The sequence below is a fragment of the Escherichia sp. E13S3 genome, from assembly GCF_004212325.1.
In the GTDB taxonomy this organism is placed as follows: domain Bacteria; phylum Pseudomonadota; class Gammaproteobacteria; order Enterobacterales; family Enterobacteriaceae; genus Escherichia.
Genome location: NZ_RHJR01000003.1, coordinates 92,295 through 104,473 on the forward strand (window position 1 = coordinate 92,295; position 12,179 = coordinate 104,473).

9 protein-coding genes are annotated in these 12,179 nt (G+C 52.1%); 3 read left to right on the top strand and 6 right to left on the bottom strand.

Going from position 1 to position 12,179, the window contains the following annotated elements; translation table 11 throughout:
- Positions 1–62 precede the first annotated feature (62 nt).
- From lpdA to pdhR, 4 genes are all read right to left on the bottom strand, one after another.
- Positions 63–1,487 (bottom strand): dihydrolipoyl dehydrogenase, encoded by a 1,425-nt coding sequence (gene lpdA, locus D9597_RS03405; RefSeq protein ID WP_130205068.1) that lies wholly within the window; start codon positions 1,485–1,487, stop codon positions 63–65.
- A 207-nt stretch (positions 1,488–1,694) separates the two neighbouring features.
- Positions 1,695–3,587: a pyruvate dehydrogenase complex dihydrolipoyllysine-residue acetyltransferase gene (aceF, locus tag D9597_RS03410; RefSeq protein WP_130221623.1), complete on the bottom strand. Its 1,893-nt coding sequence runs from the start codon at positions 3,585–3,587 to the stop codon at positions 1,695–1,697.
- A 14-nt stretch (positions 3,588–3,601) separates the two neighbouring features.
- Positions 3,602–6,265 carry a pyruvate dehydrogenase (acetyl-transferring), homodimeric type gene (aceE, locus tag D9597_RS03415; protein WP_000003821.1) on the bottom strand — a complete coding sequence of 888 codons (2,664 nt, stop codon included), beginning with the start codon at positions 6,263–6,265 and terminating at the stop codon, positions 3,602–3,604.
- Between the two features lie 160 nt (positions 6,266–6,425).
- Positions 6,426–7,190 (bottom strand): pyruvate dehydrogenase complex transcriptional repressor PdhR, encoded by a 765-nt coding sequence (gene pdhR, locus D9597_RS03420; protein ID WP_000331776.1) that lies wholly within the window; start codon positions 7,188–7,190, stop codon positions 6,426–6,428.
- Between the two features lie 540 nt (positions 7,191–7,730).
- On the opposite strand from pdhR, the gene aroP reads away from it, so the two are divergent.
- A complete protein-coding gene (aroP, locus tag D9597_RS03425; RefSeq protein WP_165383528.1) occupies positions 7,731–9,104 on the top strand; it encodes an aromatic amino acid transporter AroP in 1,374 nt (457 codons plus the stop codon).
- A gap of 42 nt (positions 9,105–9,146) precedes the next feature.
- Here the strand turns inward: aroP and ampE are convergent, their stop codons facing one another.
- Both ampE and ampD read right to left on the bottom strand, forming a co-directional pair.
- Positions 9,147–10,001, bottom strand: coding sequence for a beta-lactamase regulator AmpE (ampE, locus tag D9597_RS03430; RefSeq protein ID WP_130221624.1), 855 nt, complete (start codon positions 9,999–10,001; stop codon positions 9,147–9,149).
- A complete protein-coding gene (gene ampD / locus D9597_RS03435) occupies positions 9,998–10,549 on the bottom strand; it encodes a 1,6-anhydro-N-acetylmuramyl-L-alanine amidase AmpD (protein ID WP_130221625.1) in 552 nt (183 codons plus the stop codon). The genes ampE and ampD overlap by 4 nt, the downstream gene beginning before the upstream one ends.
- A gap of 87 nt (positions 10,550–10,636) precedes the next feature.
- Here ampD and nadC point away from each other — a divergent pair, with 87 nt between their 5' ends.
- Positions 10,637–11,530 (top strand): carboxylating nicotinate-nucleotide diphosphorylase, encoded by an 894-nt coding sequence (gene nadC / locus D9597_RS03440; protein ID WP_130204942.1) that lies wholly within the window; start codon positions 10,637–10,639, stop codon positions 11,528–11,530.
- A gap of 202 nt (positions 11,531–11,732) precedes the next feature.
- Positions 11,733–12,173, top strand: a complete 441-nt coding sequence (gene ppdD / locus D9597_RS03445) for a prepilin peptidase-dependent pilin (protein ID WP_130204940.1) — start codon at positions 11,733–11,735, stop codon at positions 12,171–12,173.
- Positions 12,174–12,179: the final 6 nt, after the last annotated feature.

The window sequence follows — 12,179 nt, forward strand, 5'->3', positions numbered from 1 at the left end:
GCATAAAAAAAGCGGCGTAGTTAGCCGCTTTTTTAATTGCCGGATGTTCCGGCAAACGAAAATTACTTCTTCTTCGCTTTCGGGTTCGGCAGGTCGGTGATGCTACCTTCGAACACTTCTGCTGCCAGGCCCACAGACTCGTGCAGAGTCGGGTGCGCGTGGATGGTCAGCGCGATGTCTTCAGCGTCACAACCCATTTCGATTGCCAGACCGATTTCGCCCAGCAGCTCGCCGCCGTTGGTACCGACAATCGCACCACCGATCACACGGTGAGATTCTTTGTCGAAAATCAGCTTGGTCATACCGTCTGCGCAGTCGGAAGCGATCGCACGACCAGAAGCAGCCCACGGGAAGGTGGCGGTTTCGTAGCTGATGCCTTTCTCTTTCGCTTCTTTCTCAGTCAGACCTACCCATGCAACTTCTGGTTCGGTATAGGCGATGGACGGGATAACTTTCGGATCGAAGTAGTGTTTTTGACCTGCGATAACTTCAGCGGCAACGTGACCTTCGTGAACACCTTTGTGTGCCAGCATCGGCTGACCGACGATATCGCCGATAGCAAAGATGTGCGGCACGTTAGTGCGCAGCTGTTTGTCAACGCGGATGAAACCACGGTCGTCCACTTCCACGCCAGCTTTGCCTGCGTCGAGGTTTTTACCGTTCGGCACACGACCAATCGCTACCAGCACGGCGTCGTAACGCTGCGGTTCAGCGGGTGCTTTTTTGCCTTCCATCGTCACATAAATACCGTCTTCTTTCGCTTCAACGGCGGTAACTTTGGTTTCCAGCATCAGGTTGAATTTCTTGCTGATACGCTTGGTGAAGACTTTAACGATGTCTTTGTCCGCCGCCGGGATAACCTGGTCGAACATTTCAACCACGTCAATCTGTGAACCCAGCGCGTGGTATACGGTACCCATTTCCAGACCGATGATACCGCCGCCCATTACCAGCAGGCGTTCTGGTACTTCTTTCAGTTCCAGCGCGTCAGTGGAGTCCCAGATACGCGGATCTTCATGCGGAATAAACGGCAGTTGAATCGGGCGAGAACCCGCTGCAATGATCGCGTTGTCGAAGTTGATCACGGTTTTACCGTTCTCACCTTCAACTTCCAGGGTGTTAGCCCCGGTGAATTTACCCAGACCGTTGACCACTTTGACTTTGCGGCCTTTCGCCATACCAGCCAGACCACCGGTCAGCTGATTGATCACTTTCTCTTTCCAGGTACGAATCTTGTCGATATCGGTTTTCGGTTCGCCGAAGACGATACCGTGTTCAGCCAGCGCTTTGGCTTCTTCGATGACTTTTGCTACGTGCAGCAGTGCTTTAGAAGGGATACAGCCGACGTTCAGGCAAACACCGCCAAGGGTGTTGTAACGTTCTACGATTACGGTTTCCAGACCTAAATCAGCGCAACGGAAGGCAGCGGAGTAACCTGCGGGGCCTGCCCCAAGTACCACGACCTGAGTTTTGATTTCAGTACTCATCATGACCTCTATATATTTATCTCCGGCGGGTCTGACGTTTTTTTTATGACGCCCATTATCCACCGGGTCGTTCTATCCGTCGGTATTTTACAAAATTGTTAACAATTTTTAAACAACAAACGGCAACCGATTTGTCTATTCGCTAATAATCTCAATACATTCATGAGATTACCAGAAAAAAGCCGGCCGTTGGGCCGGCTCTTTTATTTACATCACCAGACGGCGAATATCAGACAGCGTGTTGTTAATGATGGTAATGAAACGGGCACCATCAGCACCGTCGATCACGCGGTGGTCGAAGGAGAGAGAAATCGGCAGCATCAGACGCGGCACGAACTCTTTACCATTCCACACCGGCTCCATCGCGGACTTGGAAACGCCGAGGATAGCCACTTCCGGCGCGTTCACAATCGGCGCGAAGTGGGTAGTACCCAGGCCGCCGATGCTGGAGATGGTGAAGCAACCGCCCTGCATTTCGCCCGCAGTCAGCTTACCGTCACGCGCTTTCTTAGAAATAGTCATCAGCTCGCGAGACAGCTCGATGATGCCTTTCTTATTGACGTCTTTGAATACCGGAACTACCAGACCGTTCGGGGTATCCACCGCCACACCGATGTTGATGTATTTCTTCAGGGTCAGACGCTGACCGTCTTCCGACAGCGAACTGTTGAAGCGAGGCATCTGCTCAAGCGCCGCAGCAACGGCTTTCATGATGAAGACAACTGGGGTTATCTTCACATCCAGCTTACGTTTCGCAGCTTCTTCGTTCTGCTGTTTACGGAACGCTTCCAGCTCGGTGATATCAGTTTTGTCGAAGTGGGTAACGTGCGGGATCATCACCCAGTTACGGCTCAGGTTAGCACCAGAGATTTTCTGAATGCGGCCCAGTTCCACTTCTTCGATTTCACCAAACTTGCTGAAGTCCACCTTCGGCCACGGCAACATGCCCGGGATACCGCCGCCAGTCGCCGCCGGAGCCGCTTCTGCACGTTTGATAGCTTCTTTCACGTAAGCCTGAACGTCTTCGCGCAGGATACGACCTTTACGGCCAGTGCCCTTCACTTTCGCCAGGTTAACACCAAACTCGCGTGCCAGACGGCGGATCAGCGGAGTCGCGTGAACGTAAGCGTCGTTTTCAGCAAATTCAGATTTGCCTTCAGCTTTCGCAGCCGGAGCTGCTGCCGGGGCTTCAGCTTTTGCTGCCGGAGCCGGGGCTGCCGCTTCCTGTTTCGCAGGAGCTGCCGCAGGCGCTGCGCCTTCAACTTCGAAGATCATAATCAGCGAGCCAGTTTTCACTTTATCGCCAACGTTGACTTTCAGTTCCTTCACGACGCCTGCAAACGGAGCCGGAACTTCCATAGAAGCTTTGTCACCTTCTACGGTGATCAGTGACTGTTCAGCGGCAACTTTGTCGCCCACTTTCACCATCACTTCAGTCACTTCAACTTCGTCACCGCCGATATCCGGAACGTTAACTTCTTTCACGCCAGCGGCTGGTGCAGGGGCCGCTGCCGGAGCCGCTTCCTGTTTAGCCGCCGGAGCTGCCGCGCCTGCTTCACCCGCGACTTCGAAGACCATAATCAGCGAGCCGGTAGACACTTTGTCACCCACGTTCACTTTGATCTCTTTCACGGTGCCTGCAAACGGAGCAGGAACTTCCATAGAAGCTTTATCGCCTTCTACGGTGATCAGCGACTGCTCAGCTTCAACTTTGTCGCCAACTTTCACCAGGATTTCGGTCACTTCAGCTTCGTCGCTGCCGATATCCGGAACGTTAACGTCTTTTGCCGCCGCAGCCGCGGGTGCTGCTGCCGGAGCTGCTTCTTTCTTCTCTTCTGCCTGAGCAGGTGCAGCGTCTGCTGCACCGTCGGCGGAATCGAAAATCATAATCAGTGCGCCGGTCTGGGTTTTATCGCCAACAGAGACTTTGATCTCTTTAACGATACCCGCCTGCGGAGACGGAACTTCCATAGAGGCTTTGTCGCCTTCTACGGTGATCAGCGACTGTTCGGCTTCAACTTTGTCGCCCACTTTGACCAGGATCTCGGTGATTTCAACTTCATCAGCCCCGATGTCCGGTACTTTGATTTCGATAGCCATTATTCTTTTACCTCTTACGCCAGACGCGGGTTAACTTTTTCTGCATCGATGTTGAATTTGGCGATTGCATCAGCAACCACTTTCTTATCGATTTCGCCACGTTTAGCCAGTTCGCCCAGCGCCGCTACAACCACGTAGGAAGCATCAACTTCGAAGTGGTGACGCAGGTTCTCACGGCTGTCGGAACGACCGAAGCCATCAGTACCCAGTACGCGGTAGTCGTCAGCCGGTACGTAAGTACGGACCTGCTCAGCGAACAGTTTCATATAGTCGGTAGATGCCACTGCCGGAGCGTCGTTCATCACCTGAGCGATGTATGGAACGCGCGGAGTTTCCAGCGGGTGCAGCATGTTCCAGCGTTCACAATCCTGACCATCACGCGCCAGCTCGGTGAAGGAGGTCACGCTATAAACGTCAGAACCTACGCCGTAATCTTTCGCCAGGATCTCTGCCGCTTCACGGACGTGACGCAGGATAGAACCGGAGCCCAGCAGCTGAACTTTACCTTTGCTACCTTCAATGGTTTCGAGTTTGTAGATACCTTTACGGATACCTTCCTCAGCACCTTCCGGCATTGCCGGCATGTGGTAGTTTTCGTTCAGCGTAGTGATGTAGTAGTAAACGTTCTCTTGTTTTTCACCGTACATACGCTCCAGACCGTCATGCATGATGACAGCAACTTCGTAAGCGTAAGCCGGGTCGTAAGAGATACAGTTCGGGATAGTCAGCGACTGAATATGGCTGTGACCATCTTCGTGCTGCAGACCTTCACCGTTCAGGGTGGTACGACCGGAAGTACCGCCGATCAGGAAGCCACGCGCTTGCTGGTCGCCAGCTGCCCAGCACAGATCGCCGATACGCTGGAAGCCGAACATCGAGTAATAGATGTAGAACGGAATCATCGGCAGATTGTTGGTGCTGTAAGAGGTCGCCGCTGCCAGCCAGGAACAACCTGCACCCAGCTCGTTGATCCCTTCCTGCAGAATCTGACCTTTCTCGTCTTCTTTATAGTAAGCAACCTGCTCGCGGTCCTGCGGGGTGTACTGCTGACCGTTCGGGCTGTAAATACCAATCTGACGGAACAGACCTTCCATACCGAAAGTACGCGCTTCGTCGGCGATGATCGGTACCAGTCTGTCTTTGATCGACTTGTTCTTCAGCATCACGTTCAGGGCACGAACGAAAGCGATAGTGGTAGAGATCTCTTTGCTCTGCTCTTCCAGCAGCGCGCCGAAGTCTTGCAGGCTCGGCAGCTCAAGCTTCTCGGTGAAGTTCGGCTGACGGCTTGGCAGATAACCGTGCAGTTTCTGACGCTGAGCGTGCAGATAGGTATGCTCTTCAGAACCTTCCGGGAAGGTGATGTACGGCAGTTTTTCAATATCTGCATCAGACACCGGCACATTGAAACGGTCGCGGATGTGACGCACGCCGTCCATGTTCATTTTCTTAACCTGGTGCGCGATGTTTTTACCTTCAGCCGCGTCGCCCATGCCATAACCTTTAATGGTATGAGCAAGGATTACCGTCGCTTTGCCTTTGGTTTCCTGCGCTTTCTTGAATGCAGCGTAGATTTTCTTCGGATCGTGACCACCACGGTTCAGTGCCCAGATCTGCTCGTCAGTCCAGTCTGCAACCAGTGCTGCGGTTTCAGGATATTTACCGAAGAAGTGTTCACGAACGTACGCGCCATCTTTCGATTTGAAGGTCTGGTAGTCGCCGTCAACGGTTTCGTTCATCAGCTGGATCAGTTTACCGCTGGTATCTTTACGCAGCAGTTCATCCCAACGGCTACCCCACATTACTTTGATCACGTTCCAGCCAGCACCTTCGAAGATGCCTTCCAGTTCGTTGATGATCTTGCCGTTACCGGTGACCGGGCCGTCAAGACGCTGCAGGTTACAGTTGATAACGAAGACCAGGTTATCCAGTTTTTCACGGGTAGCGATAGTGATCGCACCTTTGGATTCCGGTTCGTCCATTTCACCGTCGCCGAGGAACGCGTAAACGGTCTGTTTAGAGGTATCTTTCAGGCCACGGTGTTCCAGATATTTCAGGAATTTAGCCTGGTAAATAGCACCAATCGGACCCAGACCCATAGATACGGTCGGGAACTGCCAGAATTCCGGCATCAGTTTCGGGTGCGGATAGGAAGAGAGACCATTGCCGTGAACTTCCTGACGGAAGTTATCCAGCTGCTCCTGAGTCAGACGACCTTCCAGGAAAGCACGTGCGTAAACGCCCGGGGAGATGTGGCCCTGGAAGTAAACCAGGTCGCCGCCATCCTGCTCGTTGCGTGCACGGAAGAAGTGGTTAAAGCACACATCATAAATGGTTGCGGAAGACTGGAAGGACGCCATGTGGCCGCCCAGTTCGAGGTCTTTTTTCGACGCACGCAGAACCGTCATGATGGCGTTCCAGCGGATAGCTGAACGAATACGGCGTTCCAGTTCCAGATTACCCGGATACTCCGGTTGTTCTTCAACGGGGATGGTGTTGATGTAGTTGCTGATACCGGTGCCTGCGGCTACGTTGACACCGCCTTTGCGGGCTTCAGCAAGCAGTTGGTCGATCAGATACTGAGCACGCTCAACACCTTCTTCACGGATGACCGATTCGATCGCCTGGAGCCAGTCGCGAGTTTCGATCGGATCCACGTCATTTGGGAAACGTTCTGACATGGGTTATTCCTTATCTATCTAATAACGTTGAGTTTTCTGGAACCTGTCCCATTGAACTCTCGCCGGAAAGCTCAATAAGACAGGTTCTACGTTTAGTTGCCGCGCTTTTATATGCGCTTGATTTACAACATCTTCTGGATAATTTTTACCAGAAAAATCACTAATTCTTTCGTTGCTCCAGACGGCGCAGAGAACGCTCACGGCGACTCTCTTCACGGCTTCTGTCGAGCAAAATTTCTTCGATAAAGGCCAGATGGCGATGCGATGCTTCGCGCGCTTCTTCCGGCTTACCGGCCATAATCGCTTCGAATATGCGGGTGCGGTGACTACTCACCAGCGGCAGCATCTCGCGACGCGAATAGAGCAATTCGAAGTTCTGACGGACATTCTGGGCCAACATCGGCTCCATACACCTTAGCAGATGAAGCAAAACCACATTGTGGGCCGCTTCGGTGACGGCAATCTGATACTGGAGTACGGCGTTTGATTCCGCGTCCAGATCGCCAGACTGCTGCGCCAGTTCTATGGCGTGGTGGAGTTCACGGATGCGTTCCTTGTCTTCATCGGTACTACGCAGCGCGGCGTAATAAGCGGCGATACCTTCCAGGGCGTGTCGTGTTTCGAGCAAGTCATACTGTGATTCAGGATGGTCGGAGAGCAGCTCCACCAGCGGATCGCTGAAGCTTTGCCAGAGGCTGCTCTGAACAAACGTGCCGCCACCCTGGCGACGAAGCAACAAGCCCTTCGCTTCGAGACGTTGAATCGCCTCACGCAATGAGGGACGGGATACATCGAACTGTTTTGCCAGTTCGCGTTCCGGTGGGAGTTTTTCGCCCGGGCGGAGAGTGCCTTCGAGGATCAAAAACTCCAGTTGCTGCTCAATCACATCGGAGAGTTTTGGTTGGCGGATTTTGCTGTAGGCCATGAGTTCCTGTCTTAAGCCACTTGCCGAAGTCAATTGGTCTTACCAATTTCATGTCTGTGACGCTAAAGTAACAAAGTATTCACCTTATGTCCATACAGGTTTTGATTGAAATCATGAAACTGTGCACATTTTAACAACTTGACATATATAACGTTTCAAAGTTGTAACTATGCACAAATGTAGACTTTACGTAAGAAAGGGATTTTTTAACGATTATTAAACTATAAAAATCCGAGTTGAACCGATTCACTTACCAATTTATCGGTTTTTAATTCAAAAATAATGAATTTATATTCATTTTATATATTGAGTGGATTTGAGGCTGATCTTTACAAACGATTCCTTTTTAAGCAACTCATCTTCAACCATGCATAAAGCGGGTGCATTCGCCGCCGCATACCATTATTCTTGATCTGACGGAAGTCTTTTTGTAACAATTCAAACGTCTTTGATGTAAACAAATTAATACAACAAACGGAATTGCAAACTTACACACGCATCATTGCGTAGATCAAAAAAACAATCACCGCACGAGGTTTCATGATGGAAGGTCAACAGCACGGCGAGCAGCTAAAGCGCGGCCTTAAAAACCGCCATATTCAGCTTATCGCGCTGGGTGGCGCGATAGGGACAGGGCTATTCCTGGGTAGCGCCTCCGTAATTCAGTCCGCAGGGCCAGGGATTATCCTGGGTTATGCCATTGCTGGTTTTATCGCCTTTCTGATCATGCGTCAGCTGGGTGAAATGGTGGTCGAAGAACCTGTCGCAGGCTCCTTTAGCCACTTTGCTTATAAATACTGGGGCAGCTTTGCCGGATTCGCTTCTGGCTGGAACTATTGGGTACTGTACGTTTTAGTTGCCATGGCAGAACTTACGGCTGTCGGCAAATACATTCAGTTCTGGTATCCGGAAATCCCCACCTGGGCTTCTGCCGCCGTATTCTTTGTGGTGATTAACGCCATCAACCTGACTAACGTTAAAGTGTTTGGTGAGATGGAGTTCTGGTTTGCCATTATCAAAGTTATCGCGGTGGTAGCGATGATCATCTTCGGCGGCTGGCTGCTGTTCAGCGGCAACGGTGGCCCGCAGGCAAGTGTTAGTAACCTGTGGGATCAGGGTGGCTTCCTGCCGCACGGCTTCACCGGGCTGGTGATGATGATGGCGATTATCATGTTCTCGTTCGGTGGTCTGGAACTGGTGGGGATCACCGCTGCAGAAGCTGATAACCCGGAGCAAAGCATCCCGAAAGCAACTAATCAGGTTATCTACCGCATCCTGATTTTCTACATTGGTTCGTTAGCCGTTCTGCTCTCACTGATGCCGTGGACACGCGTTACCGCTGACACCAGCCCGTTTGTGCTGATCTTCCACGAGTTAGGCGATACCTTTGTGGCAAATGCGCTGAACATCGTGGTACTGACGGCTGCGCTCTCCGTGTACAACAGCTGCGTATATTGCAACAGCCGTATGCTGTTCGGTCTGGCACAACAGGGTAACGCACCGAAAATGCTCGCTTCCGTCGATAAACGCGGCGTACCAGTAAATACCATTCTGGTATCTGCGCTGGTTACGGCATTGTGCGTACTGATTAACTACCTTGCCCCAGAGTCCGCTTTCGGACTGTTAATGGCGCTGGTGGTTTCTGCACTGGTTATTAACTGGGCGATGATTAGCCTGGCACATATGAAGTTCCGTCGCGCTAAGCAAGAACAAGGTGTGGCAACTCGTTTCCCTGCCCTGCTCTATCCGCTGGGTAACTGGATCTGCCTGCTGTTTATGGCGGCGGTACTGGTGATAATGCTGATGACGCCGGGGATGGCGATTTCGGTTTACCTGATCCCGGTATGGCTGGTTGTGTTAGGTATCGGTTATCTGTTCAAAGAGAAAACCGCAAAAGCCATAAAAGCACATTAATCTCTCTACGCCCTCACCCGTTCTGGGTGAGGGCAGCAATATTTACACCAATGTCCCATAAATCGTCAGTAGCGCAATCACCACCACAACCACGAACGAGGTTTTCTTCGCCATTGAAACCGCTGCTTTCGGTGTCTCAACCTTATCGACATGCGGTTCACGCGCCAGTGAGAACTGTGCCAGACGCGTTAACACCTGGTATTGCGATGTATGGAAATCGGTCAGTGAAGCAAACCAGGCTGGTAACGCTTTCTCACCGTGACCAATCAAGGCATAAACTACGCCCGCAAGGCGAACTGGCACCCAATCCACTACATGAAGCACGGCATCAACCCCCGACTGTAAACGATGATACGGCGTCTGGTAGCGCGCCAGCCAGTATTGCCATGCACGCAAGAATGCATAGCCCATCAGGGTAACGGGTCCCCAGATACCGCCTACAATTAGCCAGAACAGTGGCGCAAGGTAAAAACGAAAGTTAATCCACAGCAGGGCATTTTGCAGTTCACGCAAAAACTCACGCTCATCGCAGCCTGCGGGGACGCCATGAATCATGGTTAACTCGCCAGCCATCGTGGAACGGGCATGGCTGTCGTTACGAGAAGCTGCGGTCAGATAAGCATGATAATGGAGACGAACTTTTCCTGCGCCAATACACAACAAACCAATCAACAGCCACACCACCAGCGTCGGGACGTTGAACAATAGCCCATGCAACGCGCGCAACAGTAAAAAGGTCGCTCCCATCGCGATAATGGTCATTCCTAATGTGCGCCCCAGCGAGAAATGTTTCACCCGACGGAAAAACGCCTCGAGGCGGTGATCAAGCTGCCAGTGCTCGCCCAACTTAAACAGGCGCTCGAAAATTAACACCAGTAAGGTTGTAAACAGCGTCATGTTGTCTCCTTGCTGACCAGGGCGCGAAACCGTGCCCAATCAAAGGCAGGGCCGGGATCGGTTTTACGCTCCGGCGCAATATCACAATGTCCCGTCATATTACTGGCAATGGCTGGATAGCGATGAATCAATGCCCGCGTGACCGCCGCCAGTTGCTGATACTGCGCATCGGTATACGCCAGCGTATCAGTGCCTTCCAGCTCAATCCCAATGGAGAAATCATTACAGCGTTCGCGCCCCTGATACATGGAAACACCCGCATGCCAGGCGCGTTTATCGAAAGGAACATACTGGACAATTTCACCATCACGGCGAATCAAACAGTGAGCGGAGACGCGCAAATGGGCAATCTCTGCAAAGAAGGGATGTGCCTGCGGATCAATAGTTCCGGTGAATAATGCATCAATCCACGGACCGCCAAACTCGCCTGGCGGCAGGCTAATATTGTGCACCACCAGCAAGGTGGGAGTTTCGTCATCCGGGCGACAATCGTAATGTGGTGAGGGAACGCGGCGCGCGCCGACCAGCCACCCCTGTTCTAACAACATGCAGGATCTCCTTATATGTGGTGCTAATACCCGGTTCAGAGTAGCATGTTTCTACCTTATGATTCGTTAGCTATCTGGAGTTTTAACATGCCGCCTCGCCGCTATAACCCTGACACCCGACGTGACGAGCTGCTGGAACGCATTAATCTCGATATCCCCGGCGCGGTGGCCCAGGCGCTGCGAGAAGATTTAGGCGGAACAGTCGATGCCAACAACGACATTACGGCAAAACTTTTACCGGAAAATTCACGCTCTCATGCCACGGTGATCACCCGCGAAGAGGGCGTATTTTGTGGTAAACGCTGGGTTGAAGAAGTGTTTATTCAACTGGCAGGCGACGATGTCACCATTACCTGGCATGTGGATGACGGTGATGTCATTAACGCCAATCAACTCCTTTTCGAACTCGAAGGCCCATCTCGCGTGCTGTTAACCGGCGAACGTACTGCGCTTAATTTTGTACAAACTCTTTCTGGCGTAGCCAGTAAGGTTCGCCACTATGTTGAGTTGCTGGAAGGCACCGATACGCAGTTGCTGGATACGCGAAAAACCTTACCCGGCCTGCGTTCTGCCCTGAAATACGCGGTACTTTGCGGCGGCGGGGCTAACCATCGTCTGGGGCTTTCTGACGCCTTCCTGATCAAAGAAAACCATATTATTGCCTCCGGCTCAGTGCGCCAGGCGGTCGAAAAAGCGTCCTGGCTGCACCCGGATGCGCCAGTAGAAGTTGAAGTCGAGAATCTGGAAGAACTTGATGAAGCACTGAAAGCAGGTGCCGATATCATCATGCTGGATAACTTCGACACAGAACAGATGCGCAAAGCCGTTAAACGCACCAACGGCAAGGCGCTGCTGGAAGTGTCTGGCAACGTCACCGACAAAACGCTGCGCGAGTTTGCTGAAACGGGCGTGGACTTTATCTCCGTCGGTGCGCTAACTAAACACGTACAGGCACTCGACCTTTCAATGCGTTTTCGCTAATTGCTGACAGATTTATCCGCTCCATCGCGGGCGGATAATTTCCCCTTCCCCAACTTTCTTCGTAACGCCTCGCAAATTTCTTGTCTTTCGCTGCAACGTAATAAAAAACCTCGGAAGCCGCCTTCCCGTTTCGTTTTTTGCCCCTCGCCTGTGCTGATGGCGTTTGCCAAAGTAGCGCCAACCAAATCAAGGAGCGAAACAGATGGACAAGCAACGCGGTTTTACACTTATCGAACTGATGGTGGTTATTGGCATCATTGCCATTTTAAGCGCCATTGGTATTCCCGCTTATCAAAACTACCTGCGCAAAGCCGCACTTACCGACATGCTACAAACCTTTGTGCCTTACCGTACCGCCGTAGAATTGTGCGCGCTGGAACATGGCGGACTGGACACCTGCGACGGCGGCAGCAATGGCATCCCCTCGCCTACCACCACCCGCTATGTTTCAGCCATGAGTGTGGCAAAGGGCGTGGTGTCACTGACCGGGCAAGAGAGTCTCAATGGGCTAAGCATCGTTATGACACCCGGTTGGGATAACGCTAACGGTGTCACCGGCTGGACGCGCAACTGCAATATTCAAAGTGACAGCGCATTGCAGCAAGCCTGCGAAGATGTCTTCCGCTTTGATGACGCCAACTAAGGAGCG

Bases quoted from the DNA above. Each gene is read 5' to 3' on its own strand.
- ampD (WP_130221625.1), bottom strand. From the start codon at position 10,549: ATGTTGTTAGAACAGGGGTGGCTGGTCGGCGCGCGCCGCGTTCCCTCA.
- pdhR (WP_000331776.1), bottom strand. From the start codon at position 7,190: ATGGCCTACAGCAAAATCCGCCAACCAAAACTCTCCGATGTGATTGAG.
- lpdA (WP_130205068.1), bottom strand. From the start codon at position 1,487: ATGAGTACTGAAATCAAAACTCAGGTCGTGGTACTTGGGGCAGGCCCC.
- aceF (WP_130221623.1), bottom strand. From the start codon at position 3,587: ATGGCTATCGAAATCAAAGTACCGGACATCGGGGCTGATGAAGTTGAA.
- aroP (WP_165383528.1), top strand. From the start codon at position 7,731: ATGATGGAAGGTCAACAGCACGGCGAGCAGCTAAAGCGCGGCCTTAAA.
- ampE (WP_130221624.1), bottom strand. From the start codon at position 10,001: ATGACGCTGTTTACAACCTTACTGGTGTTAATTTTCGAGCGCCTGTTT.
- aceE (WP_000003821.1), bottom strand. From the start codon at position 6,265: ATGTCAGAACGTTTCCCAAATGACGTGGATCCGATCGAAACTCGCGAC.
- nadC (WP_130204942.1), top strand. From the start codon at position 10,637: ATGCCGCCTCGCCGCTATAACCCTGACACCCGACGTGACGAGCTGCTG.
- ppdD (WP_130204940.1), top strand. From the start codon at position 11,733: ATGGACAAGCAACGCGGTTTTACACTTATCGAACTGATGGTGGTTATT.